Origin of the sequence: Pigmentiphaga sp. YJ18, from assembly GCF_038066655.1 — a bacterium.
Lineage (GTDB): Bacteria > Pseudomonadota > Gammaproteobacteria > Burkholderiales > Burkholderiaceae_B > Pigmentiphaga.
The window spans coordinates 1,469,274-1,495,769 of sequence record NZ_JBBUKU010000001.1; the positions used below are offsets into that span (position 1 = coordinate 1,469,274).

Below are 26,496 nucleotides of genomic sequence, written 5' to 3' on the forward strand. Positions count from 1 at the left end.
ACGCCGTGATGGACGAGGGTCCGGCATTCGATGCCGCCGTAGACGAAGCGCGGGCGTTGCGCAGGCATCTGCATCACCATCCGGAGCTGGCTTTCGAGGAATTCGCGACCGCCGACCTCGTGGCGGGGAAACTGGAGGAGTGGGGCTACGAAGTGGCCCGTGGCGTGGGCGGAACCGGGGTTGTCGGCAGGCTGCGCCATGGCGGCGGGACGCGTGCGCTGGGGCTGCGGGCCGACATGGACGCGCTGCCGATCACCGAGGCGACGGGGCTCGACTATGCGAGCGGCAGGCCGGGCGTGATGCATGCCTGCGGCCATGACGGCCACACCGCCATGCTGCTCGGGGCCGCACGCCGGCTGGCGGAAACGCGGCGCTTCTCCGGCGTGCTGAACCTGATCTTCCAGCCGGCCGAGGAGCGAGGCTTCGACAGCGGTGCCGCCGCCATGCTTGGCGACGGCCTGTTCGAGCGCTTTCCCTGCGATCGCATCTACGCCATCCACAACCTGCCCGGGGCCGAGAGCGGCGTCTTCCTTTTTCGCGATGGCGGATTCCTGGCCGCCGGCGACCGCGTATTCGTGACGATACGAGGCAAGGGGGGGCATGCCGCAAGGCCGCATCAAAGCGTCGACCCCATCCTGGCGGCCTCTTCGATCGTGATGAACCTCCAGTCGGTGGTGGCGCGCAATCTCGATCCGGAGGAGGCCGCGGTCGTGACCGTCAGCCGGTTCAACGCGGGCGAGGCCCTGAACGTCATTCCCGAGGCCGCGCAGCTCGGCCTGAGCATCCGTTCGTTCGACCCAGCGATCCGCAGCCTGATCAAGGAACGGGTCCTGGGATTGGTGAATGCCACGGCGCAGGCCTATGGCGCCGAGGCGGAAGTCCGCTACGTCCATGGCTATCCCGTGGTCCGGAACGATGCCGACGCCTCGGCCCTGGGCGCGTCGGTGGCCGGGCGGCTGTTCGGCGAGAGCCGGGTCGTTCGCGGCGCCAGGCGGTCGATGGGAAGCGAGGACTTCGCCTACATGCTGGAACAGGTCCCCGGAGCCATGATCCGGCTGGGCAACGGCTGCGGTAGCGGGGCGGCAGGACTCCATACGCCCCAGTACGACTTCAACGATGACAATCTTCCGCACGGCATCCGCTTCTGGACCGCGCTGGCCGAAACCTATCTCGTCGACGACCGGGCGTCCCGGCCGACGTGACTTTCCCCTTGACAGAACCATGACTCGTACTCGCGTTACCGTGGGCGAACTCGCCGCGCGTTTCCTGGAGGCTTGCGGCGTACGCGCGGCCTTCGGGGTGATTTCCATACACAACATGCCCATGCTCGACGCCATTCACCGGCGCGGCAAGATCCGGTTCGTTTCGGCCCGCGGCGAGGCCGGCGCCTGCAACATGGCGGATGCGCTTGCCCGGGTCAGCGGATCGCTGGGCGTGTGCGTCACGAGCACCGGCACGGGCTGCGGCAACGCGGCGGGCGCGATGGTGGAGGCCTTCACCGCCGGGACGCCCCTGCTGCACCTGACCGGGCAGATCGAATCGCCGTTCCTGGACCGGGACCTGGGCTATATCCACGAGCATCCGGCTCAATTGGCCATGTTGAAATCAGTGGGCAAGGATGCCTTGCGCATCCGCAATCCGGAAACGGCCCTGGCGACGCTGAGGAAGGCCGCGCGGCTGGCGCGTACCGCGCCATGCGGTCCCGTCAGCGTGGAAATTCCGATCGACGTGCAGAAGGCGATGGTGGATCTGCCGGCGGACCTTTCGCCGCTGGCAGTGGAGGCCGTGGTTCCGGATGCGGCGGCATTGGACCGGTTGGCGGAGCGCCTGGCAGGGGCGCGCCGGCCCCTGTTGTGGCTAGGGGGCGGGGCCCGTGGCGCCGCGGCCGCGGCGGCGCGGCTGGCCGGGATGGGCTTTGCCGTCGTGACGTCCGTGCAGGGCCGGGGTGTCGTGGCCGAGGACCACCCGCTTTCGCTGGGCGCGTACAACCTGCAAGCGCCCACCGAGGCGTTCTACCAGACGCTGGACGCCATGGTGGTCGTCGGATCGCGGCTGCGCAGCAACGAGACGCTCAATTACCAGCTCAGGTTGCCGGCGACCCGCTACCGCATCGATGCCGATCCCCTGGCCGACAACCGGGGCTACGCCAGCGAGGACTTCGTGCTCGGCGATGCGGGCCTGGCCCTCGATGCGCTGGCAGACCGGCTGGAGGGGCGCATGCGCATCGATCCGGCGCTGGCGGGGGATGTGCGGCGGACGCGTGAGGCGGCGGAGGCCGCCGTGGAGGGGGCGCTGGGTCCCTACGTTTCCCTCAAGCGAGCGGTGGAGGAGGCCGCGCGCGGAGGCCTGTGGTGGGTGCGTGACATCACGCTGTCCAACAGCATGTGGGGCAATCGCGCTCCGGCGCTGGATCACCCGCGCGCAGGCGTCCATGCCCTGGGCGGTGGGATAGGGCAGGGCCTCGCGATGGGGATAGGCACCGCCATCGCCAGCGAGGTCTTCGGGTTGCGGCGCAAGACGCTCGCGCTGTGCGGAGACGGGGGATTCATGCTGAACGTGGGCGAACTGGCCTGCGCGGCGCAGGAGCGCGCGGATGTCGCCTTCCTCGTGATGAACGATCGCCGCTACGGGGTCATCAGGAACATCCAGGACGACATCTACGGCGGCCGTCATTGCTATGTCGACCTGCACACGCCGGATTTCGGCCAACTGTGCGGCAGCATGGGGGTGCCGCACGTCCGGCTCGATGGTCCCGCCGCCGCCGCGCAGGCATTGGAGCAGGCCCTGGCGACGCCGGGGCCTTTCGTGGTCGAGGTGGACATGGCCGCCTGGGGGCCGTTCGCCGGAAAGTTCGCCGGACCGCCGGGACGACCCGAGACCCGGCCGGAAGAACAAGAGGAGGCGCGCACATGAGCACGGCCATTTCCCGCCTTCAAGCCTTGATCGGCGGTCGCTGGCGCGACGGATCCGGGCCGGAGTACGCCACCGAGTATCCCCATGACCAGCGAGTGGTATCGCGTCTGCATGCGGCGACCGAGACCGACGTGGACGAGGCGGTCCAGGCCGCCGAGCAGGCGCGCCTGCGGCCGTCCTGGGCCGGGCTCAGGCACCATGAGCGCGCGGCGTTCCTGTACCGAGTGGCGAACGGCATCAGAGAGCGCGCCGAAGAGCTTGCGCACCTGCAGCGGCTGGACAATGGCAAGCCCATCCAGGAGTGCCGCGCGCTGGTAGCCAGCGCCGCGGGAACCTTTCAGTTCTTTGGCGCTGCCGCCGAGACTTGGGAAGAGACCATCACGCCGGCCCGCGGGGACTACCTGACCATGAGCCTGCACGAGCCGCTGGGCGTGGTCGGAGCGATCACGCCGTGGAACTCGCCCATTGCCAGCGAAGCGCAGAAGCTCGCCCCGGCGCTGGCGGCCGGCTGCGCGGTGGTGCTCAAGCCTGCCGAGATCACACCCCGCAGCGCCATCGAGCTGGCCAGGATATGCGAGCAGGCAGGCATCCCCGCCGGCATCGTCAGCGTGCTGCCGGGGCGCGGCGCCATCGTGGGCGACGCGCTGGTGCGCCATCCGCTGGTCAAGCGCATCGCCTTCACGGGTGGCACCCGCGTGGGCCTGGGAATACAGCGCCTGGCCGCCGAGAAGCTCATGCCGACCTCGTTGGAGCTGGGGGGCAAGTCGCCGACGATCGTCATGCCGGACGCCGATCTGGACCATGCGGTCGCAGGCGTGCTCTATGGAATATTCAGTTCGTCCGGCCAGGCATGCATCGCCGGCTCGCGCGCCTTCGTGCACGAGAGCGTCTACGACGCCTTCAAGTCGCGGCTGCTGGAAGGCGTCCGCCGGCTGAGGGTGGGCGATCCGGCGTTGGAAAGCACGCAGGTGGGGCCGTTGGTCAGCCTTTCCCATCGGGAGACGGTAGAGCGCTACGTGCTGGAGGGGTTGGCGGATGGCGGGCAGCTCCTGGCGGGCGGGGCGCGTCCCGCAGGCGAGCCGTTCGTGCGCGGCAGCTATTACCTGCCCACGGTCATCGAAGGGGTGCCCAACGATGCCCGCTTGTGCCGCGAGGAAATCTTCGGTCCGGTGCTGGCGCTGCTTTCCTGGTCGGATGAAGAGGACCTGGTCGCCCGGTGCAACGACAACCCTTACGGGCTGGCGGCCGGTGTCTGGACACGCGACTTCCGGAGCGCGTGGCGGTTGGGCGCCCGGTTGCAGACGGGCACGGTCTGGATCAACACCTACAAGGTGTTCTCCATCAGCACGCCGTTCTCGGGCGTGAAGATGAGCGGCTATGGCCAGGAGAAGGGGCGGCTCGGCATCCTGCAATACACCAATCAGAAGAGCTTGTACTGGGGGTTGAACGCGTCCCCCATCGCCTGGGCGAATTGACCATGCGCCGCCCGTCCTCCGGGACGGCGGCGCCCATAATCGGAAGGTTTCCACATGGATCTGGGTATCGAAGGCCGACGGGCCTTGGTTGGCGGCGCCAGTTCGGGGCTGGGCCTGGCATGCGCCACGGCGCTGGTAAGAGAAGGCGCGGACGTGGTCATGGTGGCCCGCGGGGAGGCGCGCCTGCGCGAGGCGGCCGCGGCCTTGAACGCGCTTGGACGGGGAACGGCGACCGTGGTCGCCGCCGACGTCGCGACGGACGAGGGCCGGCAGGCGGTGTTCAGGCACGGCACCGACTTCGACATCCTGGTCACCAATGCCGGCGGGCCGCCTTCCGGCGACTTTCGTGACTGGACGCGGGACGATTGGCTACGTGCCATCGATGCCAACATGCTGGCGCCCATCGAGTTGATCAAGGCGACGGTGGACGGGATGATGGCGCGCGGGTTCGGGCGCGTCGTCAACATCACGTCCAGCGCCGTGAAGGAGCCGATTCCCTCGATCGGCCTGTCCAACGGCGCCCGCTCGGGCCTGACCGGTTTCGTCGCCGGCCTGGCTCGCAGCACGGTAGGGAGCGGAGTCACGATGAACAACATCCTGCCCGGCACGTTCGACACCCCGAGGCTGGTCCACAACTTCTCGGCGATCGCAGCCGGGCGCGGCCAATCCCTCGAGGAGGCCTTGCGCCTGCGCCTGGCGGCTCACCCGGCGAAGCGGTTCGGCCGGCCCGAGGAAATAGGCGCCCTGTGCGCGTATCTGTGCAGCGCCCATGCGGGATACATCACCGGACAGAACATCCTGATAGACGGCGGATCATTCCCGGGGGTGTTCTAGGCCGGCCGTTCCATGAACGCCAGGATCTGCCGGCCCAGCTCGTCCTCGGCGGTATTGAAATGCGCCACGATGGACGTGTGGTTGTGGCCCGCCATCCAGACGAAGCGCGGCGCGCGGCGCCGGACGCGGGTCAGCGCGGCCAGCAGCTCCACGCAGTGCACGTCGATCAGCGGGTTCTCGTACTCGGCGACCGCGATCATCGTGGGCAGCGCCTGCGCCGTGACGTGGTTGACCGGCGAGCCGTCCTCCATCGTGGCCGGCGAAGTGCCGTAGTAGGCCTCCACCCGGCTGGCGTTGGGGTTTTCCGCCGAGTTCTCGGCCCGCACACGGCCGGACACCACCACCAGGCCGGCCAGGCCGTGGCCTTCGGGCGGATGGAAGCGGGCATCGTAGGCGTAGTGCGCGGCATGCGTGCCGCCGGCCGAATGCCCCATCAGGAAGATGCGGCCGGGATCGGCGCCCAGCTCGTCGGCGTGGGCGCGCACCCAGGCCACCGCGGCGGCGATGTCCTGCGTGCCGCTGGGATAGGGATGGGCCGGCGCCAGGCGGAATTCGACGTTGACCCCGATGATGCCGTGCCGGGCGAAGTACCACAGCACGTTGCTGTAGATCTCCGCCGTACGGTCCTTCTCGCCTTCGACGAAAGCGCCCCCGTGCACGAACATCAGCACCGGCCGGCGCGCGGCCGCCGGGCCCTGCGGCTGGAAGACGTCCAGGCATTGGCGCGGATCGGCTCCGTACGGGACGTCGCGCGTGACCGTGGCCAGTTTGGGGGCGTCGCGCAGGATCTCGGAGAACCCCAGGACCATCTGGCGGACGTGGGCCTGCACGCTGGTGCCCCAGCGCGGGCCGAGGTCCGCCATGGCCTGGCGCAGGGACGGCGGGATTTCGGGCGGGTTCGACATGTCAGTCCACCTTGCCGATGCGGCGAACGGCAGCCTGCACGCGTTCGGCGTCGGCCTTCCAGTAGGGCGCGAATTCGGGCGCGTCCATATAGTCGAGGGGGCTGCCCAGGTTGACGAAGACCTGCTGCAGTCCCTGCTGCGCGGTGACCTTGCGCACCGCCCCGCGCAGCGCGTCGATGACGGGCTTGGGTGTGGCGGCGGGGGCGATCAGGGCCGACCATTGCGTGAACTCGACATCGTAGCCCAGCGACTTCAGGCTGGGGACACCGGGCATCGAGGCCAGCGGCCGAGTGCCCCAGTGGGCCAGGGGCCGCATCTTGCCTGATTTGACGAAGGTGCTGGCGTTGGCGGGTCCGCTGGCCGCCAGCTGGATCTGGCCGGCCAGCAGCGACACCAGGGCCGGACCGCCGCCCGAGAACGGCACGTGGGTGATGGGGGCGCCCGATGCGGCCTTCAGCATTTCCATGGGAATGTGCATGGCGCCGTACACGCCCGATGACCCGTAGTTCAACGCCTGCGGGTTTTTCTTGGCGTCCGCGACCAGTTCAGCCACCGATTTCCACGGCGCGTCTGCCCGGACCACCAGCAGGTTGGGATCGGCGGTGATGCGCGCAATGGGCACGAACTGGTCCAGCTGAAAGGCCGGCTTGCGGCCGAGCAGGCGGTCGGCCTCGGGCAGCCCCGATATGGACGACAGCGTCAGCAGCAGCGTGTAGCCGTCGGGCTTGGCACGCGCGACCATGCCCGTGCCCACGACGCCGCCGGCGCCGCCCTTGTTCTCGACGATGACGGACTGCTTCAATTCCTGGCCCAGGGCATCGGCCAGCGGGCGCGCGATGTTGTCGGCCAGGCCGCCGGCCGCGTTCGGCACGACGATGGTGATGGGCCCGGCGGGGAAGGGCGCGGCGGCCGTCGCGGAGCCGGCGAAGGCGCCCAGCGCGGCCAGGCAGGGGATGAGCTTCTTGAACATGCGGGGTCCTTGCAACACAACGATGGGCGTTCAGATCACGATGGCGTTCAGGCGGTTGCGCACGGCACGCACGATGGACATGCCGGCCAGCGCCGAGGTCTTGGGGTTGGCGGCGAAGGCCGCGGCCTCGACCATGACTTCCATCCTGCCAAAGGCGCCGCGCGCCGAAATGGTGTGCGTATTGCCGCCGGCGGCGGGGTCGGCGATCAGGCGGACCCGGGTGTGGTCCAGCCCCATGCCGGCCAGCCCGACCATGGCGGCGACGTTGGCGTTCTGGGGGAAGGCAGAGGCGGCTTCGCGCGCGGTGCCTTCGAAGAACACCGTGGCTTGGGCCAGATGGTCCAGGTCGCACAATCGGGCGGCCGCCGTACCGCGCCAGCTGCCGGGCGGCTTGCGTCCGGTGTAGTCCACCGACGCCAGGCCGCTGTCGCGCGCGGCGGCCAGCGCATCGACGCCGGCCAGCGCGCCTGGCACCAGCGTCAGTTGCGACCGGCCCGCCTGGCAGGCCGCGTCCAGCCGCTCGATCATGCCGGGCAGCGCCAGCGCGCCCACCGACGCGACGATGGTGTCGATGCCCTGTTCCAGAAGCTGGGGCACCAGGGTGCCCAGCACTTCGTGGCCGGCGCATTCGACGGCGAAGTCGGGGCGGGTTTCCAGCCCGTCGACCGACTGCGCGACCTGGCCATGCCCGTCCAGCTTGCGGCGCGCATCGTCGGCCCGCTCCGCCCGTTCCAGCACCAGCCACCGGCCGATGCGCGGGTCGTCCTTCAGTTGATCAAAAATCGACTGCCCCATGGCTCCGAAACCTGCGAGCAAGATGGTTTTCATGCGGAAATGCCTCCGGTTCGTCAGACCTGAATCGTGCGGGCCTGGCCGCTGGCAGGCAATCGATATATAGTCAATTCGGTTTACTTTTCATCAACACCTCCCGGATGAAGCTGCCGCCCCTGAACCCCTTGCGGGTGTTCGAGTCCGCGTCGCATACCTTGAGTTTCACGCAGACCGCCCGCGAGCTGCACGTGACCACGGGCGCGGTCAGCCGGCAGATACGCGTGCTGGAGGAGTTCCTGGGCATGCGGCTGTTCGAGCGGGCCAGCGGCGAGGTGCGCCTGACGCCGGCGGGCAGGGAGTACCGCGACGACCTGAGCGGGGCCTTCGAGCGGATCTCGCAGGCAACCACCAAGGCCCTGGGCCGGAACCGGGACAAGCCGCTGCACGTGTGGTGCCAGATGACGTTCGCCATGCGCTGGCTGCTGCCGCGCATGGCCGAGTTCCACGCGCGGCATCCGGACCGCGATGCCGTGTTCACCACCTCGCTCAAGCAACTGGACAACCTCAGCGATGCCGACGTCGCCATCTGCATCGGCCATGGCGACTGGCCGGGCGTGATCGCCCACCGGCTGGTGGACATCGAACTGCTGCCGGTGTGCAGTCCGGCTTTGCTTGCCGGCCCCGTGCCCTTGCGCGAGCCTGCGGATCTGGCGCGCCATACCTTGCTGCAATCGTCGGCCCGGCCCGACTACTGGGGGCGGTGGCTGGACGCCCACGGCGTGGAAGGGGTCGATCCCGCGCATGGACTGACCTTCGAGAACGTCACGCTGGCCTACCAGGCGGCGCTGCAAGGCATGGGCGTCGCGATGGGGCAGCATGCGCTGGTGGCCGATGACCTGGCCGCAGGCCGGCTGGTCGCCCCCTTCGCGGGCCGGCTCGTGCTGGACTCGGCTTTCTATCTGGTCTACCCCGAACGCCTGCAGAACGATGCGCACGTTTGCGACTTCCGGGACTGGGTGATGGCGCAGGCCCGGCCGGCCTGAGTACGCCCCTGTTTGGGGCGTGGTGCGTTGACTGTTCAGTCAGCTTGATCCAAAAAAATTCTTTGATATACCTTGTCGACGGATATAAGATGTTGACTGTTTAGTCAATTTTTAATCCGCGCGGACACCTGCCGTCCCCGTTGCCGCGCACCCATGATCTCGACGCCATCCTATGAAAAGCCTGCAATTGAGCATGAGTTGTGCGAACTACGACCGGACGTCCGCGCTGATGGACGGCCGGGCCGGGATCGAAGGCGTGGACCTGATCACGTCGCAGCTCGAGCCCGAGGAGTCGTTCCACCGCGCCTTCAAGTACGCGGAGTTCGACATCTGCGAGATCTCGCTCAGCAGCCATACGATGATGACCTCGCGCGGCCAGAACGCGTATGTCGCGATCCCCGCCTTCGTCTCGCGGCTGTTCCGCCACTCCGGCATCTACATCCGCACCGACCGGGGCATCCGGTCCCCGTCGGACCTGGCGGGCAAGAAGGTGGGGCTGCCCGAATACCAGATCACGGCCAACGTGTGGATACGCGGCATCCTGCAGGACGACTACGGCCTGGACCCCGCCTCGGTGCGGTGGCGGCGCGGCGGCGTCGAGCAGGCGGGGCGCGAGGAGCGCGCGCCCATCAAGCTGCCGCCTGGCATCGAGCTGGAACAGATCGCCGGCGACAAGACGCTGAGCGGCATGCTGGCCGACGGCGAACTGGATGCCGTCATCAGCGCGCGGGCGCCATCCTGTTTCCTGCGGGGCGAACCGGACGTCGCCCGCATGTTCCCGGACTATCCGAGCGTGGAGGCGGACTACTTCCGGCGCACGCGCATCTTTCCGACCATGCATGCCATCGGCATCCGCAAGGAACTGGCAGAGCAGCATCCGTGGCTGGCGGTCAACGTGCTCAAGGCGTTCACCCGTGCCAAGGACCTGGCCTTCACCGAGATGGGGCAGATCGGCCACCTCTATCACAGCCTGCCCTGGGGCGTCGCGGCCTATGAACAGGCCAGGCGCGACATGGGCGACGACTACTGGAGCTATGGATTCGAGGCCAATCGCCACGTGCTGGAGACCTTCGTGCGCTATCACCACCAGCAGGGACTGTCGGCGCGCCAGGTGGTGCCCGAGGAACTGTTCTCGCCCTCCACGCTCGACCTGACCCGGATCTGAGGCGGGACGCCATGAAACCGTCTCCCTTTTCCCTGCACCTGCCGGAGTCGCTGTCCGAGGCGCTGGAGCTGCTGGCGAGCCGCGACAATGCCCGCGTGATCGCGGGCGGCCAGTCCCTGATGCCCATGCTCAACCTGCGGCTGGCGTTTCCCGACGATGTCATCGATCTGAACGGCATCGCCGAACTGGCGGGCCTGCGCGAGGACGGCGACGACATCGTCATCGGCGCGATGACCCGCCAGCGCGACATCGAGTTCTCGCCCCTGGTGGCCGAGCGCCTGCCCCTGCTCAAGGAGGCCATCCTGAACGTGGGGCACCGGCAGACGCGCAACCGTGGCACGCTGGGCGGCAGCGTCTGCCACCTGGACCCCTCCGCCGAGCAGCCGACGGTCGCGATCGCCATGGACGCCCGGCTTTCCCTGCGCAGCGTGCGCGGCGAGCGGGTGGTGTCCATGCGGGAGTTCGCCGTGGACCTGATGACCTCGTGCCTGGAGCCCGATGAAATCCTGGCTGCCGTCCGTTTCACGCCCTGGCCCGCGCGCGCCGGCCATGCGTTCGTGGAGTACGGCCGCAGGCACGGCGATTTCGCCATCGTGTCGGCCGCCGCGCTGGTCCTGCTGGATGCGGGCGGCGCGGTCGAACGTTGCTCGCTGACCCTGGGGGGCGTGGCGTCGGTGCCGTTCCGCGTCGAGGCGGCCGAGCGCCTGCTACAGGGGAATGCCCCCACCCGGGAGGTGGTGCGCGAAGCCTGCGCGCAGGCCGCCCGGTGCGAGGCGGTCGGCGATCCGACCTATCCCGCGTGGTACCGCCAACGGCTCGCCCAGCGTCTGCTCGAACGCGCGCTGTTCAAGGCGCTCGAACGCGCCGGCGTTCTTTCCCAGGAACACACATCATGAAGAAACTCGAAGTCGGCGAGCTGGCGAAGATATCCCTGTGCGTCAACGGCACCCGGCATGCGGTCAGCGTCGAACCGCGCACGACCCTGGGCGATTGCCTGCGCAACGACCTGGGGCTGACCGGCACCCACCTGGGCTGTGAGCACGGTGTCTGTGGCGCCTGCACGGTGCACGTGAACGGGGCCACCGCGCGCAGCTGCCTGATGCTGGCGGCGCAGGCGCAGCGGTACGAGATCCATACGGTCGAATCGCTGGCCGGCAATGGCGAACTCAACGATCTGCAGCAGGCATTCCGGGAGCTGCATGGATTGCAGTGCGGCTTCTGTACACCGGGCATCCTGATGACCCTGACCGAATTGCTGCGCGACATGCCCGAGGCGACCGAGGACGACGTCAGGCTGGCCCTGTCCGGACACATCTGCCGCTGTACCGGATACCAGAACATCGTGGCCGCCGCCATGCGCACCCTGGAAAGCAGGAGGGCCGTCCATGAACGCGCGTGACCGGATCTCGACCTCGCCTATCGGCAAGCGCGCGCTGCGCGCCGAGGACGTCCGCCTGCTGACGGGGGCGGGCCGCTACGTGGCCGACATCGACCTGCCCGACGCCCTGCACGTCGCCTTCGTCCGCAGCCCCTACGCTCATGCGCTGATCCGCGGCGTGGACGGTTCGGCCGCCCTGGAGGTCCCGGGCGTGGTCGCGGTCATCGACGCGCGCCAGATGGCGACCTACCTCGAGGCCCTGCGCATGCCGCTGGGCTGGCCGACCAGCGACCTGCCCTCCGACATCACACCCTACGTGCTGTGTCCCGAGGAAGTGTGCTTCGTGGGCGAGGCGGTGGCCATGGTGCTGGCGACTTCCCGCTATATCGCGGAGGACGGCGCGGCGCTGGTGATGGTGGACTACGATCCGCTGCCGGCCGTCTCCGACGTGCACGCCGCGCTGGAGCCCGACGCGCCCAAGGTGCGGCGCGAGGCGCCCGGCAACGTGCTGAGGGAATTCCGCGTGGGCTATGGCGAGTGCGACGCGGCGTTCCAGGATGCGCCGCATGTTTTCCGCGAGACGATTTCCCAGCATCGCGGCGGCGCCCATCCCATGGAATGCCGGGGCATGGTGGCGCAGTACGACAAGCACCAGGGCGCGCTGATGATCTGGGCTTCGACCCAGATGCCGCACGAACTGGCCTTCACCGTCGCCAAGGCGCTGGGCCTGCCCGACTCGCTGGTCCGGGTGGTGGCGCCCGACGTGGGCGGCGGGTTCGGCTGCAAGTTCGTGGTCTATCCCGAGGAACTGGCGGTGGCCGCCGTTGCCTGGCACCACAAGCGCGCGGTCAAGTGGATCGAGGACCGCATGGAACACTTCCTGGGCGCCATCCAGGAGCGCGACCAGCTCTGGGACGTCGAGGTGGCCTGCGACGACCAGGGCGTGGTCCGGGGCATACGCGGGACCATGCTGCACGACCAGGGCGCCTATACGCCCCAGGGCGTGAACTGCGCCTACAACTCCAGCACGGCGGTGACCGGCCCCTACGCCATTCCCGCCTACGAGATGCGGGTCACGGTGGTGCAGACCAACAAGATCTACGTGATCCCGGTCCGGGGCGCGGGGTATCCGCAGGGCACCTTCGTCATGGAGCGGCTGCTGGACCGGATCGCCTTCGAGCTGGGCGAGGACCGCGCCGTGGTGCGCGCGCGCAATCTGGTGCTGGCGGAGAAGATGCCCTACGTCAAGCCGCTGACCGCCCGGTCGGGCCGGCCCATCGTGCTCGACAGCGGAGACTACCTGGATGCCCAGCGCCGCGTGCTGGAGCAGATCGGCTATGCCGGCTTCGAGGCGCGGCGACAGGCGGCGCGGCGCGACGGACGCTACATCGGCCTGGGCTTCGCGCACGCGGTCAAGGGGACGGGACGCGGCCCGTTCGAGTCCGGCAGCGTACGCGTGTCGTCGAACGGGCACGTCACCGTGGCTACCGGCGCGATGGCGATGGGACAGGGCCTGAACACCGCCATGGCCCAGGTCGCCGCCGAGCAATTGTGCGTTCCGGTCGAGACGGTGCAGGTGATATCGGGCGACACCGCCCACACGTCGATGGGCGTGGGCGGGTTCGCCAGCCGGCAGACCGTGACGGCCGGCTCGTCCGTGCATTACGCCGCCGTGGCCGTAGCGGCCAAGCTGCGCAAGGTCGGCGCCTATATGTTGAAGGAGGACGAGCAGGCGGTCTGCCTGCGCGACGGAACGGTCCGCGTGATCGACGATCCCGGCCGAGCGGTGACCTACAGCGAGATCGCGCGCCTGCTGCGGGGCATACCCGGCTACGATCTGCCGCCCGGGGTGGGCGCGGGCCTCGAGGCCACCATCCATTGGGAGCCCACCGACATGGCCTACGCGCATGGTTTCCACGCCTGCGAGGTCGAGGTGGACATCGTGACAGGCGAGGTGCGCGTCCTGCGCTATGTCGCGACCCACGACAGCGGCACGCTGATCAACCCCATGACCGCCGAAGGACAGATTCACGGCGGCATCGTGCACGGGATCGGCAACGCCTTGTTCGAGTGCATGCGCTACGACGATCAGGCGCAGCCCATCAGCACGACTTTCGCGGACTACCTGCTGACGACCGCCACCGAAGTGCCGCCCCTGGAGATCTCGTTCACCGAGTCTCCGGCGCCCAGCAATCCGCTGGGCGTGAAAGGCGTGGGCGAGGCCGGGACGATACCCGTCACCTCGGCCATCGCCTCGGCCATCGACGACGCGTTGGCGGATTTCAGGATCCGGGTATCACGGGTGCCCGTGGAGCCGGTCGAACTCGTCCGGCAGATCGCCGCGCACGAGCAGGCGGCGGGCTGACGCCTTGCCACACCGCCGGCATCCCGCCGGCACCTTCATCGATCCAAGCAGTTCTTACTTCCTGGGAAGGGGTTGAACAATGTCTAGGTTGAACAAGATGCGCGTGTGCGCAGGCGTCGTCGCGGCGCTATCCATGGCGGCTTCGCAGCAGGGCCATGCCGACGTGAGGTTTCCGACCAAGGCGGTGCGCATCGTGGTCGGCTTCACACCCGGCGGCGCGGCGGACCAGACCGCGCGCATCATGGCCGAGAAGCTGGCGGAGAAATGGAAGCCCCACGCCGTGGTGGTCGAGAACGTGATCGGCGCGGGCGGCAACATCGGGGCGCTGAATGTCTACCGGTCCCCGCCGGACGGCCACACCCTGCTGCTGGTCAGCAACACGCACGCGATCAATCGCGTGCTCTACACCGAGACCGAGTTCGACATCACCAAGGACTTCGCCTTCGCCGGCATGATGACGTCGTCGGCCATCGTGATAGCCGTCAATCCCAAGGCCAAGGTCAAGACCATGCCGGAGCTGCTGGCGAAGATGGAGCGGGAAAAGGGCGAGATGAACTACCTGACCTGCGGCGCGGCCACGGCCCACCACTTCGCGATGGAGCTGATCAAGGTCGAGACCCACACCAAGGCCGTGCACGTGCCGCATCGGGGTTGCAGCCCGGCCGTGGTGGATGCGGTCGCGGGGCACGTCGACACGGTCGTGGCGACCATGCCCACGGTCCTGCCCTTCATCAAGAGCGGCAAGCTGGTGCCCATCGCGGTCACGTCGGCCAAGCGTTCGGAGTCGGCCAAGGACATTCCCACCGTGGCGGAATCCGGGATTCCCGCGCTGAAGAACTTCTCGGTCGAGAACTACTATGGCCTGGCCGCGCCCGGGGGGACGCCCAAGGAAGTCGTGGCCAAGATCGAAAGCGACGTCCGGCAGGCGCTGGAATCGCCGGAAACCCGCGCCAAGCTGTCGGGGGCGGGCCTGGATGTGTTCTTCCTGGATTCGGCGCAGTCGGCCGACCTGATCAAGCGAGACGTGGCGAGCTACGGCGCGGCGGCCAGGACGGCCGGTATCAAGGCGGAGTGAATCAGGGCGCGCCCGGGGCGGGTGGTCCACGCCCCGGCGCTTCTTCGCTTGCCTACGACGGCGTTCCCTCTTTCCTGAACAGCCGCTTCCAGCGAGGGACGGAGTCCCCGCTGGGTTCGACCGCTGCCGCGTCGCCGGCACCTTGCTGCATGAGCGTGTTGAACTTGCCGAAGAAATCATCGGACAGCTTGCGCGCCGCGGCCTCGATCAGCCGCGCGCCCACCTGCGCCAGCTTGCCGCCGATCGAGGCCTCGACGGTGTAGGCCAGGCGCGTGGCATCGGCTTCGGGTTCGAGCCGGACGGCGGCCGTGCCCTTGCCGAATCCGGCGGCGCCGCCCTGGCCCTCGAACTCCAGGCTGTAGGAGGACGGGGCCTGGATGTCCAGCAGCCGCAGCTTGCCCTTGAACTTCGCGCTGACGGGGCCGATGCGCACGCTCATGTCGACCCGATAGGCATGCTCGCCGTCTTCGGTGATGGCATCGCAGCCCGGGATGCATTGCCGCAGCACCTCGGGATCGTTCAGCGCTTCCCACGTCGTCTGCTGGTCCGCCGGCACCAGCTGTTCGCCAACCAGTTGCATCGCTTGTTCTCCTTGAAGGCCTGTCTAGTTGCGGGGGCTGGACGTGAGGTGTGCGTCGCGCTTCTGGAAGAGGTCGTCGCTGGCATAGCCCATGAGTTCGGGCTGCGCACGGCCGAGCATGACCTGGAAGTAGACGGGTTCGAGGCTGCGGTTCTCGTAGCCGTGGATGACGCCGGGCGGGCAGGCGGCGCATTCCCAGGGTGCCAGGCGGCGCCAGGCCTTGTTGCCGGCCTCGTCCTCGAAGAAGACGTCCAGGAAGCCCTGCAGGACGAAGAAGACTTCCTCGACCTCGTGGGTGTGGGCGGCGTTTCCCTGTCCGGGCTCGACGTACATGATGCTCAGGGTGAATCCACGGGCGGGGATGGCGGAGGCATCGTCGTGCTTGCCGGAGCCGCCGGCGCCGATGAAGCGGTGCTGGGCGCGCTTGAAGCCTTCGATCCTGGCGTCCTCGAAGGCGGCCCAGTCGGGGGTCTTGTCGCGGAAGCGGCCGACGTAGCGGGCGGCGATGTCCTCGAGCGAAGCGTGCTCGAGCTCGGGTGGTCGGGGGTGGCGTGCGGTGGCCATCGTGGGTTCCTCGGGAGTGGATGGAGGGCGATGGCGCGCGACGGCCATCGTACGACCACACGATAGGGTAGATTGACTAAATGGTCAATGTTAAGCGCCGGAAACCAGAGCCGGCGCAACGCCGCTCAATCTTTCTTCAGGTACCGGATCACCATGTCCGCCGCGTGCTCCAGGCGCTGCCGGACCCGCTGCGGCGTCATCAGTTTCTGTCGGAAGATGGCCTCGAAGGTGTGCTGGTTGTTGACGTAGTGGGCGGTCAGCGAGGTGACCGAGATGTAGAGGTCGATGGGATCGATGTCGTCGCGGAAGACGCCCGCCTCGCGGCCGCGGGTCAGCAGCTGTTCGATCGTGTCCAGCAGCGGGTTGTACAGATCCGAGATGGCCGCGTCGCTGGCGACGTGCCGGCCGCCGGCCAGGTTCTCGCTCATCAGCAGGCGCTGGAACTCGGGGAACTGGACCCAGATCTTGCCCGTGGAGATGACCAGCCGGCGCATGGCCGCTTCGGGGTCCACGGTGCGCAGCTGGATGTCCTGCTGCCGCGCACGGATGTTCTCGTAGGTATGCGTCAGCACCGCGACGAACAGGCCATCCTTGTTGCCGAAGTGGTGGTAGAGCAGGTTCTTGTTCACGCCCGCCCGCAGCGCGATCTCGTCCACGCGCGCGCCTTCGAAGCCTTTCTGCGAGAACTCCTGGATGGAGGCCTCGATGATGGACAGGCGCGTGCGGGCGGCGCTTTCCCGCGGGCCGCTGGTCCGGCGCCGGGGTGTTGCGGGAACGGTGGTGTCTGCTTTTCTTGGAGTCATGGCGGACATGAGAGCCTGAATGCTAGGGGGCCGTGCAAGTGTACATGCAGCGGGATTCACGCCTCGTGCGCGGGCCGGCACGGTGACCACGGGAGTTTCGGTGGTTCGTCTTTAAATTGACTAAATGGTCAAACAATAAATAGAATGGCGCTTGACCCGTTTTCCTGACCTTGCGAGCCTGCCTTGGATATCCTGCACAGCTTCATCGATGGCCAGTCCCTACCCGGCGCCGGGGCGACGATCACGCTGGAGTCGCCCCAGCATGCCGGCCGCGGCATCCACCTGGCCGAGGCCTCCGACGAGCTGTGCGCGCAGGCGGTCGCTTCCGCCCTGGCCGCGTTCCGCCGCCATGCGGCGGCGCCGGTGGTGGAGCGGGCGGCGGTGCTGAACAAGGCGGCGGATCTGCTGGAGACGCGGGTGGATGCGGTGGCGGATCTGCTGGTCAGCGACGTCGGCAAGCCCGTCCGGGTGGCGCGCGTCGAGGTCGTCCGCGGCGTCCAGTTCCTGCGGGCCTGCGCGGTGCAGCTCCAGACGCTGACCGGCGAGATGTTGCCGCTGGATGCCGTCGCGGCGGGCGTGGGGCGGCATGGCCTGGTGCGCCGGGTGCCGTACGGCGTCGTGGCCGCGATCACGCCGTTCAACGCGCCGGTCAACCTGCTGGTGCAGAAAGTGGCGCCGGCGCTGGCGGCGGGCAACGCCGTCGTGGTCAAGCCGCATCCGGCCGGCACGCGCGCGGCGCTGGCCGTTGCCGCGCTGTTCGTGGAGGCGGGGTTGGCGCCGGGGCTGTTCAACGTGGTGTGCGGCGACCGGTCCCCGGCACAGGCCCTGGTGCGGGATGCGCGGGTCCGGGTCGTGACGTTCACGGGCGGCACGGCGGCCGGCGATGCGCTGGCGCGCACGGCCGGCGCCAAGAAGTTCGTGGCGGAACTGGGTTCGAACGCCGCCAACGTGGTGCTGGCCGACGCGGACCTGGCCGACGCCGCCCGCCGCATCGCCGCCGCCGCCTTCGAGGCCAGCGGCCAGCAGTGCGTGTCGGCGCAGCGCGTGATCGTGGAGGCTGCGGCGTACGCTGCCTTCCTGCCGCTGTTCGTGGAAGCGGCCCGGGCCCTGCGCGTGGGCAGCGCGGACGACGAGGCCACCGACGTCGGTCCCATGGTTTCGCGCGCGGCCGCCGACCGCGTCATGGACATGGCGCGCCGGTCGGTGGAGCGGGGTGCCCGATATGCCCTGGAGCCGAAGCAGGACGGTTGCCGGGTCAGCCCCGGCATCCTGGTGGATGCGCCCGCCGACAGTCCCATCTGGGCGGACGAGGCCTTCGGCCCGCTGGCCGTCGTGCAGCGCGCCGCCGATGCGCAGGAGGCGCTGCAACTGGCGAACGATTCACCGTTCGGCCTGCAGGGCGCGGTATTCACCCGCAGCCTCGGCAATGCCTTCCTGTTCGCGGACGGCTTCGAGGTAGGATCCCTGTGGATCAACGAGGCCAGCCGCTTCCGGCTGGACATGTATCCCTTCGGCGGCGCCAAGCAGTCGGGCTTCGGCCGCGAAGGCGTGCGCTACGCGATAGACGAACTTTCGCAGTTGCGCTTCATCGGCATTCGGCCGCTGTAGCGCGAACTACCCCTCCTCGCGGCGTGGGGCGGAGGAGGGGGCTCGGTTTTTCCGTGGTTAGTTGACGGTCGCGCCAGACTGTCTGACGACCACGCGCCACTTCTCGATCTCGGCCTTCAGGAACGCCTGGAACGCTTCCGGGCTGCCGCCCATGATGTCGAATCCCTGGCCGATCAACTGCTGCTGGACGTCCGGCCGCGCCAGCACCTTGGCCGATTCGGCGTTGATGGTGTCGACCACCGGGCGCGGCGTACCGGCGGGCGCGACCAGGCCGAACCAGGCCACGGCTTCGAAGCCGGACAGGCCGCTTTCATTCAGCGTGGGAACGTCGGGCAGCCAGGACAGGCGATTGCGGGTCGTGACCGCGAGCAGGTTGACGTTGCCGTTCTTGGCCAGCGCGAGCGCGTTGGGGATGTTGGGAAACATCAGGGTGGTCTCGTTGCGCATGACCGCCGTCAAGGCTTCCGACGAGCCCTTGTAGGGCACGTGCATCAACTGCACGCCGGTCATGGACTTGAACAGCTCGCCCGCCAGATGCTGCGAGGTCCCGTTGCCGCCGGAGCTGAAGCTGAGTTCGCCGGGCTTGGCGCGGGCGGCCTTGACCAGGTCGGCGACGGACTTGATGCCGGAGGCGGGAGAAACCACGAGGGCGTTCGGGTTCGAGGCCAGCACGATGATGGGCGCGAAATCCTTGACCGAATCGTAGGGCATCTTCGTGTACAGCGACGGATTGATGGCGTGCGAGCTGACCGAGGCCAGCAGCAGCGTGTAGCCGTCGGGCGGCGCCTTGGCGACGTGCTCGCCGGCGATGTTGCCGCCGGCGCCGGGGCGGTTCTCGACGACGAACGCGACCTTCAGCGCCTTGCCCAGTTGCTCGGCCATGACGCGCGCCAGCATGTCCGAGGTCGCGCCGGGCGGGGCGGTGACGACGATCCGCACGGGCTTGGCGGGATAGGTGTCGGCGGCGGCCGGGGCTGTCAGTGCAACGGCCGCGCAGATGAATGCCAGTTTCATTCGATTCACAGCGTGTACTCCTGCAAACGAGGGGCGCCGCGCGGGCATCGCTACGCCCGGGGCATGGGCGCGGGGCGGGTCAGCCTCGGGGGCTGGACGTGAGGTGTGCGTCGCGCTTCTGGAAGAGGTCGTCGCTGGCATAGCCCATGAGTTCGGGCTGCGCACGGCCGAGCATGACCTGGAAGTAGACGGGTTCGAGGCTGCGGTTCTCGTAGCCGTGGATGACGCCGGGCGGGCAGGCGGCGCATTCCCAGGGTGCCAGGCGGCGCCAGGCCTTGTTGCCGGCCTCGTCCTCGAAGAAGACGTCCAGGAAGCCCTGCAGGACGAAGAAGACTTCCTCGACCTCGTGGGTGTGGGCGGCGTTTCCCTGTCCGGGCTCGACGTACATGATGCTCAGGGTGAATCCACGGGCGGGGATGGCGGAGGCATCGTCGTGCTTGCCGGAGCCGCCGGCGCCGATGAAGCGGTGCTGGGCGCGCTTGAAGCCTTCGATCCTGGCGTCTTCGAAGGCGGCCCAGTCGGGAGTCTTGTCGCGGAAGCGGCCGACGTAGCGGGCGGCGATGTCCTCGAGCGAGGCGTGCTCGAGCTCGGGTGGTCGGGGGTGGCGTGCGGTGGCCATCGTGGGTTCCTCGGGAGTGGATGGAGGGCGACGGCGCGCGACGGCCATCGTCCAGCCGCACGATAGGTTGAGTTGACTAGATAGTCAATATGTTGAAATGGAAAACTGGATTAAGCAGCTATAAATTTGGTTGTTTTCAAGATGGATTTTATTGTTATTGACTGAACAGTAAGCAATTGCGGGGCCGGCCGAAACCGGACCCCTATCCTCAGGCGACGCGCCGCGCCAGCCTGACCACGGTCACGCCGGGCACGAGTTGCCGCAGCGACGGCATGACCAGCGTGCAATGGTCGTACGGCGTCGTCACGGGTTCGCCGTCCTGCCAGCCGATGACGGTGCCGGCGCGTTCCAGTTCCTCCAGTCCCTGCCAGGGCTGGGCGAACCGGAAGTCCATGCTGCGCGCGACCACCGGCTGGGTGACCTCGATCGCCTGCTGGGCGTCCGGCGCGGGCGCGATCCATTCGGCGGGAAGGTCGTTCTCGTCGACGATGCCCGAGGCGCGCAGGAAGCGCGCCACCTGGTCCAGCGCCACGGTCCGGCTCTCGATCGCGCCGTGGTAGCCGCATTCGATCAGCAGCGAACGCGTGCCGTTGTCGGCTATCTGGCCGAAGCGGCCGTAGTCGCGCATGCGCACGCCGTCCTTGTGGCCGGCGTCGACGATGACGTGGCGCGGCGCGCCCAGTTCGCGGGCCAGCTCCAGGTTGCGCGGCTGCATGCCCGTCAGCAGCAGCGGCGCGCAGGGTTCGTGCATGGAGTGCAGGTCCAGCAGCCAGTCGGCCTGCCGCACCCAGGGCAGCAGCGCGGCGGCGCGCGTGCGCTCGCGGGTGGTGGGGGCGGCGAGCTTGTCGTCGCTCCAGACCCGGTTCAGGTCCTCGTCCAGATAGCGCGAGGCATCATGGCGGGCGACGTCGAAGGTGTCGAACGCGGCCAGGTTGCAGAACGCCAGCGTCAGCTTGCCGCGCCGGGGCCGCAGGCCGGCCTCGAGCGCGGTCTTGACCGCCCAGGCGCCGCACAGCTCGTTGCCGTGCACCAGCGAAGTGACCAGCACATGGCGGCCGGGCGTGCCCGAGTCGAAGTGCCAGACGCCTTCGACGCCGGTGTTGCCGGCACGGACGGCGGACAGGTCGGGCACGGGCAGCAGGAAATCGTGAGTCGCCATCTTCATTCCTCGATCTTGGCGAACTCGACGATGCGCTTGTACTTCTCGGTTTCCTTGCGCTGGAACTGGGCCAGGTCGACACCCGAGGCGGCCACGGTGGATCCCGATTCCTGCATCTTGCTGCGGAACTCCGGCATCTTCAGGACGTCGTCCAGCGCGGCGCGCAGCTTCGCGACCACGGGCGCGGGTACGTTGGCGGGGCCGTACAGGCCGAACCAGATGTCCATGTTGACGTCCTTCAGGCCGGCTTCGGCGAAGGTGGGGATCTCGGGCGCGAGCGGCGCGCGCGAGGCCTGCATCAGGCCGATGGGCACCAGCTTGCCGGCGCGGATGTTGGCCAGCGCGCTCGACAGCACGAACACGCCGAACTGCAACTGGCCGCCCATGATGTCGCTGGCCAGCGGCGCGACGCCGCGGTAGGGTACGTGCACGAGCTGCAGGCCGCCCGCTTCCTTCACGCTTTCGGCCGACAGGTGCAGCGCGGTGCCGACGCCCGAGGTGCCGAAGCTGAACTTGCCGGGATGGGCGCGGGCCTGGGCCAGGAAGTCGGAGATGTTCTTGATGGGCGAATTGGCCGACGCCACCAGCACCATGGGCTGCGTGCTGATCATGCCGATGGGGGTGAAGTCCTTCAGGCCGTCGTACTTGACCGCCTTGTTGATGAGGCTGGCGATGGCCATCTCGTTGGAGGCCCCCAGCAGCAGCGTATAGCCGTCGGGGCGGGCCTTGGCCACGCGCTGGGCGCCGATCGCGCCGCCGGCGCCACCCACGTTCTCGACGATGACGCGTTCGCCGATGCGCTTGGACAGCGCGTCGCCGAACAGACGGGCGGTCAGGTCGGTGCTGCCGCCGGCCGGGTAGCCCACCACCAGGGTGATGGGGCGGGCGGGATAGTCGTCCTGCGCGTGGGCAGGGACGGCGGCGCCGGCGGCACAGGCGGCGAGCGCCAGCATGAGCGCGCGGCGCGTAAGGGTAGGCTGGTTCATGGAGGGGCCCCGTACAGAGCAGTTATCGTGCCGCCATCCTTGCGCACGGCATGGCCGCAAAGGTGCGGATCAGGCACATGTGCGTGCGAATTCGGCCCGCTGTCAGGGTTTGCCCCAGGCCGGTGCGGCAAGCGGGGAATATACGAAACGCTTGATGCCCCGGCTTGGTGCGGGGCACCCGGGACGGCATTCCGCCGCGTCGGTCAGCGCGCGAATTCCGTTGCCGCCCAGACGGCTTCGACCACGTCGGCCTGGCGGGCGCGGGGCCGGTACAGCCGGACTTCGAACGGGACTTCGTCGCTGCGGCCGCCCAGGACCACCATGTTGCGGCGCTGGCAATCGGCCGCCACCATGGACCAGGGCAGCCATGCGACGCCCAGGCCCTTCTTGACGAATTCGTAGACGGCGTCGGCCGAGTCGCAGCGCAGGAACACGTTCATGCCCGCCAGCGGATTGCGCTCGAAATGCTCGCTCAGCAGCCGCTCCATGGACAGGCCGATGCCGTAGGCGATCAGCGGCGTTGCCTGGCTGGCCCCGATCAGGCTGTAGCGGGGCTTGCCCTGCGCATCGGCCACGCTGACCGGCACCAGTTTTTCCGTGGACAGCGTCAGGTGGCGATAGCGGTGGCCGTTCAGCGGCACCGACAGCGCACGGTGTTCGTAGCAGCACAGCATGTCGACCTTGCTTTGCTCCAGCATGCCGGCAAGGTCGGAGGTCGCGCCGGTGATGATGTCGATCTGCGCCTTGCCGCGCAGCGGGCTGCGCGGCATGTGCGTGATGCGGGCCAGCCAGTCGGCCACCAGGGTGCGGGCCAGCGTGCGGCCCGTGCCTATGCGCAGGCTCATGCCCTGGTTGGTGCCGTGGCGCTGGATTTGCGAGCGGGCGTTGGCGACGCTTTCGACCGTGCGTTCGGCGGTCTTGAGCATGACCTCGCCCTCGGGGGTGAGCTGGACCGGCGTGCGATTGCGTTCCACCAGCGGCGAGCCGGCCCAGACTTCCAGCGCGCGGATGCGGCGGCCGAAGGCGGGGTGGGTGACGTGCCGCATTTCGGCGGCGCGCACGAAGCTCTGCGTCCGGGCGAGCGCGATGAGGTCTTCGAAAAGTTTGAGGTCCATGAGTTCCGGATTTTAATGCCTCGGGATGCTCATCCCCGACAGGCTTGCTCAATCGTAATAATTGGGCGTTTCGGGTTCATGGCGCCGCCGCCGGGTCGGATCAGTGCAGGATCTGGCTCAGGAACAGGCGGGTGCGGTCGTTGCGCGGGTTCGAGAAAAAGGCCTCGGGCGTGTTCTGTTCGACGATCTGGCCCTGGTCCATGAAGATCACGCGGTCCGCCACCTGCCGGGCGAAACCCATCTCGTGCGTCACGCACAGCATGGTGATGCCGGTCTCGGCAAGCGAGGTCATCACGTCCAGCACTTCCTTGACCATCTCCGGATCGAGCGCCGAGGTCGGCTCGTCGAACAGGATGATCTTGGGCGACATGCACAGTGATCGCGCGATGGCCACCCGCTGCTGCTGCCCGCCCGAGAGCTGTCCCGGGTACTTGTGCGCCTGCTCCGGAATGCGCACGCGCTCCAGGTACTGCATGGCGGCGGCCTCGGCCTGGGCCTTGGGCTGCTTGAGCACCCAGATCGGGCCCAGCGTCAGGTTCTGCAGGACGGTCAGGTGGGGAAACAGGTTGAAGTGCTGGAACACCATGCCCACTTCCCGCCGGATCGCCTCGATGTCCTTCAGGTCGCTGGTCAGCTCGATGCCGCCCACGGCGATGCGGCCCTGCTGGTGTTCCTCCAGGCGGTTGATGCAGCGGATCAGCGTCGATTTGCCGGAGCCGGAAGGCCCGCAGATGACGATGCGTTCGCCGCGCTCCACGGCAAGGTCGATGTCGCGCAGCACCTGGTACTTGCCGAACCATTTGCTGACGCCTTCCATTTGTATGATCGGCTGCGTGGATGAGGACATGGCGGGTTTCCTGTCGGAGATCATCGTTCCCGGTCCGTGCGCAGGCGCTTCTCCAGCGATCGGCTGTAGCGCGACATCGCGAAGCAGAACACGAAGTAGATGGCGGCGATGAACAGATAGGCCTCGACCGAGAAACCCGGCCAGGCAGCATCGGCCAGCGAGGCCTTGGCCGACTGGGTGAGGTCGAAGATGCCGATGATCACCACCAGCGAGGTGTCCTTGAACACCAGGATGAACATGCTGACCAGCGGCGCGATGATGGTCTTGAGCGCCTGCGGCAGGATGATCAGGCGCATTTGCTGCCAGTAGCCCAGGCCGATCGAGTCGGCGCCCTCGTACTGGCCCCTGGGGATGGCCTGCAGGCCGCCGCGCACCAGTTCGGCCAGGTAGGCGGCGGCGAACAGGATGATGGCGATCTGCGCGCGCAGCAGCTTGTCTATGCTCATGCCTTCCGGCAGGAACAGCGGCAGCATGACCGAGGACATGAACAACAGGCTGATCAGCGGCACGCCGCGTATCAGTTCGATGTAGACCACGCACAGGGCCTTGATGGCGGGCAGGCGCGAGCGGCGCCCCAGCGCCAGCAGCACGCCCAGCGGAAAGGCCAGGCCCATGCCGAAGGTCGCCAGGATCAGCGTCAGCGGCAGGCCGCCCCACAGCGTGTTTTCGACGTATTGCAGGCCCAGCACGCCACCCCACATCAGGATGCCGGTGGCCGTCAGCGCGACGATCCAGATCAGCGCCAGCCAGCGGTTCCAGAAGCGGCGCAGGCAACTGGCCACGACGGCGCCGATCAGCAGCGCGCTGGCCAGCAGCGGGCGCCATTGTTCGTCGTAGGGATACAGGCCGAACAGGATCAGCCGGTGCTTCTCGGCGATGAAGGCCCAGCACGCGCCGCCGGCCTCGCGGCATTCCTGCGCCGACGAGGCGACGAAGGTCGCGCGTACCAGCCCCCATTCCACCAGCGCCGGCACGATCATCAGCAGCAGCCAAGCCACCAGCAGCGTCAGTACGACGTTCAACGGAGACGAGAAGAGGCCCCCCCCTACGCGCTTCGCGCGCCCCCCAGGGGGCGGCGCTGGCGGACCGGCGGAGCCGGATCCGCGGCGCCCTGGAGCAGAGTCATCGTCGATGAAGGACGCCGCCTCCATTAGCGTTCTACCAATGCCATGCGGCGGTTATACAGGTTCATCAGCACCGATATCGTCAAGCTGACCGCCAGGTACACGGCCATGATGATCAGCACGCCCTCGATCGCCTGGCCGGTCTGGTTCAACGTCGTGTTGGCGATCGAGACGATGTCCGGATAGCCGATGGCGACGGCCAGCGAGCTGTTCTTGGTCAGGTTCAGGTACTGGCTGGTGACCGGCGGGATGATGACCCGCAGCGCCTGGGGCAGCACGACCAGCCGCAGGACCTTGCTGCGCCGCAGGCCCAGCGACTCGGCGGCTTCCCACTGGCCGCGGTTCACGGACTGGATGCCGGCGCGCACGACTTCGGCGATGAAGGCCGCCGTATAGATCACGAGCCCGAACAGCAGGGCCGTGAACTCGGGGGTGAGCGTGGCGCCGCCCGTGAAGCCGAATCCTTGCAGGTGGGGCACGTCGAACTGCATGGGCGCGCCGCCCGCCAGCCAGCCCGCCAGGGGCAGTCCGACCAGCAGCGCGACGACCCAGTGGGCGATGGGACGCACGTCTCCGCTGTGCTGCTGGCGCCGCCGCATCCAGTGGGCCAGCGCCAGCGACAGCGCGACCGCCAGGCCGAAGCCCGCCGCGGCCAGGTCGAAGCCCAGGTGGTCGGCGGGCAGCGGCAGCTTGATGCCGCGATTGGACAGGAACACGCCGGGCAGGAGCTCCAGCGCCTGGCGGGCCGGGGGCAGGGTCTCGGTGACCAGCGCATACCAGAGGAAGAGCTGCAACAGCAGCGGCGTGTTGCGCATCAGCTCGACGTACACCGACGCCAGCCGTGCCACCAGCCAGTTGCGCGACAGGCGGGCGATGCCCACCACCGTGCCCAGGATCGTGGCCAGCACGATGCCGGCCGCCGCCACGCGCAGCGTGTTCAGCAGGCCCACCAGGATGGCCCGCGCGTAGGTGTCCTGCGGGTCGTAGCGGATGGGGGCCTCGCCGATGGCGAAGCCCGCCTCGCGCCCCAGGAAGCCGAAGCCCGACGAGATGTTGCGGGCCGCCAGATTGGCCAGCGTGTTCGACACCAGGAACCAGGCCAGCCCGGCGACGGCGGCCAGGGCCAGGGCCTGGTACACCGTCGACCGGACGGAGGGATTGCTCCAGCTCAACCGGGACATGC

Annotated in this window: 25 protein-coding genes; 11 read left to right on the forward strand and 14 right to left on the reverse strand. The window is 68.4% G+C overall.

All coding sequences use genetic code 11. From position 1 onward, the window contains the following. The first annotated feature begins 8 nt into the window (after nt 1–8). The 4 genes from WKR98_RS07190 to WKR98_RS07205 are packed head-to-tail and all read left to right on the forward strand — an operon-like array spanning nt 9 to nt 5,222. Nucleotides 9–1,202 (forward strand): M20 aminoacylase family protein, encoded by a 1,194-nt coding sequence (locus WKR98_RS07190; RefSeq protein WP_124692185.1) that lies wholly within the window; start codon nt 9–11, stop codon nt 1,200–1,202. Nucleotides 1,203–1,221: 19 nt separating this feature from the next. Next, complete coding sequence (locus WKR98_RS07195; protein ID WP_124687485.1) at nt 1,222–2,913, forward strand: thiamine pyrophosphate-binding protein; 1,692 nt, start codon at nt 1,222–1,224, stop codon at nt 2,911–2,913. Beyond that, nucleotides 2,910–4,388, forward strand: coding sequence for an aldehyde dehydrogenase (locus tag WKR98_RS07200; protein ID WP_341432484.1), 1,479 nt, complete (start codon nt 2,910–2,912; stop codon nt 4,386–4,388). The genes WKR98_RS07195 and WKR98_RS07200 overlap by 4 nt, the downstream gene beginning before the upstream one ends. Nucleotides 4,389–4,442: 54 nt before the next feature. Further along, on the forward strand, nt 4,443–5,222 hold the full coding sequence (locus WKR98_RS07205) for an SDR family oxidoreductase (protein WP_341432485.1): 780 nt from the start codon (nt 4,443–4,445) through the stop codon (nt 5,220–5,222). On the opposite strand, the gene WKR98_RS07210 is transcribed toward WKR98_RS07205, so the two are convergent. From WKR98_RS07210 to WKR98_RS07220, 3 genes are read right to left on the reverse strand one after another with little or no spacing between them, the layout of a single operon-like run. Next, complete coding sequence (locus WKR98_RS07210; protein WP_341432486.1) at nt 5,219–6,127, reverse strand: alpha/beta hydrolase; 909 nt, start codon at nt 6,125–6,127, stop codon at nt 5,219–5,221. The two genes, WKR98_RS07205 and WKR98_RS07210, sit on opposite strands and share 4 nt — an antisense overlap. A 1-nt stretch (nt 6,128) precedes the next feature. Next, complete coding sequence (locus tag WKR98_RS07215; RefSeq protein WP_124687489.1) at nt 6,129–7,097, reverse strand: tripartite tricarboxylate transporter substrate binding protein; 969 nt, start codon at nt 7,095–7,097, stop codon at nt 6,129–6,131. Between the two features lie 30 nt (nt 7,098–7,127). Further along, on the reverse strand, nt 7,128–7,925 hold the full coding sequence (locus tag WKR98_RS07220) for an aspartate dehydrogenase (protein WP_341432487.1): 798 nt from the start codon (nt 7,923–7,925) through the stop codon (nt 7,128–7,130). A 104-nt stretch (nt 7,926–8,029) separates the two neighbouring features. Between WKR98_RS07220 and gcvA the strand changes: the two genes are divergently transcribed. From gcvA to WKR98_RS07250, 6 genes are all read left to right on the forward strand, one after another. Then, nucleotides 8,030–8,911 carry a transcriptional regulator GcvA gene (gene gcvA / locus WKR98_RS07225; protein ID WP_124687491.1) on the forward strand — a complete coding sequence of 294 codons (882 nt, stop codon included), beginning with the start codon at nt 8,030–8,032 and terminating at the stop codon, nt 8,909–8,911. 172 nt (nt 8,912–9,083) lie between these two features. Then, a complete protein-coding gene (locus WKR98_RS07230; RefSeq protein WP_341432488.1) occupies nt 9,084–10,076 on the forward strand; it encodes an ABC transporter substrate-binding protein in 993 nt (330 codons plus the stop codon). Nucleotides 10,077–10,087: 11 nt separating this feature from the next. After that, complete coding sequence (locus WKR98_RS07235; RefSeq protein ID WP_341432489.1) at nt 10,088–10,972, forward strand: FAD binding domain-containing protein; 885 nt, start codon at nt 10,088–10,090, stop codon at nt 10,970–10,972. Next, nucleotides 10,969–11,475 carry a (2Fe-2S)-binding protein gene (locus WKR98_RS07240; protein ID WP_124687494.1) on the forward strand — a complete coding sequence of 169 codons (507 nt, stop codon included), beginning with the start codon at nt 10,969–10,971 and terminating at the stop codon, nt 11,473–11,475. Before WKR98_RS07235 ends, WKR98_RS07240 begins: the two co-directional genes overlap by 4 nt. After that, nucleotides 11,462–13,819 (forward strand): xanthine dehydrogenase family protein molybdopterin-binding subunit, encoded by a 2,358-nt coding sequence (locus WKR98_RS07245; RefSeq protein ID WP_341432491.1) that lies wholly within the window; start codon nt 11,462–11,464, stop codon nt 13,817–13,819. Before WKR98_RS07240 ends, WKR98_RS07245 begins: the two co-directional genes overlap by 14 nt. Nucleotides 13,820–13,898: 79 nt before the next feature. Continuing rightward, nucleotides 13,899–14,894 (forward strand): Bug family tripartite tricarboxylate transporter substrate binding protein, encoded by a 996-nt coding sequence (locus WKR98_RS07250; protein WP_341432492.1) that lies wholly within the window; start codon nt 13,899–13,901, stop codon nt 14,892–14,894. Nucleotides 14,895–14,946: 52 nt separating this feature from the next. On the opposite strand, the gene WKR98_RS07255 is transcribed toward WKR98_RS07250, so the two are convergent. The 3 genes from WKR98_RS07255 to WKR98_RS07265 all read right to left on the reverse strand — a co-directional run bounded on the left by WKR98_RS07255 (nt 14,947) and on the right by WKR98_RS07265 (nt 16,841). Next, on the reverse strand, nt 14,947–15,474 hold the full coding sequence (locus WKR98_RS07255) for a CoxG family protein (RefSeq protein WP_341432493.1): 528 nt from the start codon (nt 15,472–15,474) through the stop codon (nt 14,947–14,949). A gap of 24 nt (nt 15,475–15,498) precedes the next feature. Beyond that, entirely contained in the window at nt 15,499–16,038 is a 540-nt protein-coding gene (locus WKR98_RS07260; RefSeq protein ID WP_341432494.1) for a cupin domain-containing protein, read from the reverse strand. 125 nt (nt 16,039–16,163) lie between these two features. Then, complete coding sequence (locus WKR98_RS07265) at nt 16,164–16,841, reverse strand: TetR/AcrR family transcriptional regulator (RefSeq protein WP_341432495.1); 678 nt, start codon at nt 16,839–16,841, stop codon at nt 16,164–16,166. Nucleotides 16,842–17,024: 183 nt separating this feature from the next. Between WKR98_RS07265 and WKR98_RS07270 the strand changes: the two genes are divergently transcribed. Next, on the forward strand, nt 17,025–18,449 hold the full coding sequence (locus tag WKR98_RS07270) for an aldehyde dehydrogenase family protein (protein ID WP_341432497.1): 1,425 nt from the start codon (nt 17,025–17,027) through the stop codon (nt 18,447–18,449). A gap of 57 nt (nt 18,450–18,506) precedes the next feature. Here the strand turns inward: WKR98_RS07270 and WKR98_RS07275 are convergent, their stop codons facing one another. The 8 genes from WKR98_RS07275 to WKR98_RS07310 form a co-directional block, all read right to left on the reverse strand. Further along, entirely contained in the window at nt 18,507–19,463 is a 957-nt protein-coding gene (locus tag WKR98_RS07275) for a tripartite tricarboxylate transporter substrate binding protein (RefSeq protein WP_238160512.1), read from the reverse strand. 79 nt (nt 19,464–19,542) lie between these two features. After that, a complete protein-coding gene (locus WKR98_RS07280) occupies nt 19,543–20,082 on the reverse strand; it encodes a cupin domain-containing protein (RefSeq protein WP_341432498.1) in 540 nt (179 codons plus the stop codon). A gap of 208 nt (nt 20,083–20,290) precedes the next feature. Continuing rightward, a complete protein-coding gene (locus WKR98_RS07285; protein ID WP_341432499.1) occupies nt 20,291–21,241 on the reverse strand; it encodes a succinylglutamate desuccinylase/aspartoacylase domain-containing protein in 951 nt (316 codons plus the stop codon). A gap of 2 nt (nt 21,242–21,243) precedes the next feature. Next, entirely contained in the window at nt 21,244–22,227 is a 984-nt protein-coding gene (locus WKR98_RS07290; RefSeq protein ID WP_341432500.1) for a Bug family tripartite tricarboxylate transporter substrate binding protein, read from the reverse strand. 203 nt (nt 22,228–22,430) lie between these two features. Continuing rightward, nucleotides 22,431–23,342, reverse strand: a complete 912-nt coding sequence (locus tag WKR98_RS07295) for a LysR family transcriptional regulator (RefSeq protein ID WP_124687505.1) — start codon at nt 23,340–23,342, stop codon at nt 22,431–22,433. 100 nt (nt 23,343–23,442) lie between these two features. Beyond that, entirely contained in the window at nt 23,443–24,189 is a 747-nt protein-coding gene (locus WKR98_RS07300) for an amino acid ABC transporter ATP-binding protein (RefSeq protein WP_124687506.1), read from the reverse strand. Nucleotides 24,190–24,209: 20 nt separating this feature from the next. Then, nucleotides 24,210–25,340 carry an amino acid ABC transporter permease gene (locus WKR98_RS07305; RefSeq protein ID WP_445936077.1) on the reverse strand — a complete coding sequence of 377 codons (1,131 nt, stop codon included), beginning with the start codon at nt 25,338–25,340 and terminating at the stop codon, nt 24,210–24,212. Beyond that, entirely contained in the window at nt 25,340–26,494 is a 1,155-nt protein-coding gene (locus WKR98_RS07310) for an amino acid ABC transporter permease (RefSeq protein WP_124687508.1), read from the reverse strand. The genes WKR98_RS07305 and WKR98_RS07310 overlap by 1 nt, the downstream gene beginning before the upstream one ends. Nucleotides 26,495–26,496 lie beyond the last annotated feature (2 nt).